1 protein-coding gene is annotated in these 333 nt (G+C 74.5%); it reads left to right on the plus strand.

Going from position 1 to position 333, the window contains the following annotated elements; genetic code table 11:
* Positions 1 to 95: 95 nt before the first annotated feature.
* The coding region (locus DZG00_RS16670; protein WP_199689857.1) for an Lsr2 dimerization domain-containing protein at positions 96 to 333 on the plus strand (238 nt) is incomplete at its 3' end.

Below are 333 nucleotides of genomic sequence, written 5' to 3' on the forward strand. Positions count from 1 at the left end.
CAGCCTAGAAGAGAATCGTTCTCATCTGTGGCACGGGCGATGTCCGCGCGGCGACCTAGGCTGCCGGAGGGGGACCGAGAGCTCGAGGAGACGACATGACCGACGACGTGGATCCGCGCGACGACGACGGGCGCGGAGACGCGGCGGACGGCACGACCGAGACGGTGCGCTTCGGCCTCGACGGGATCCTGCACGAGGCCGACCTCGCCCCCGCCGACGCCCGCGACCTCCGCACCGCGCTCGCGCCGTACGTCGCGGCCGGGCGGCGCACCACGGTGACGATCACGCCGATCCGTGACGAGCCCGCACGCCCCGGCGCGGCCCCGACCGGCG

The organism is Clavibacter lycopersici, from assembly GCF_003576405.1.
GTDB classification, from domain to species: domain Bacteria; phylum Actinomycetota; class Actinomycetes; order Actinomycetales; family Microbacteriaceae; genus Clavibacter; species Clavibacter lycopersici.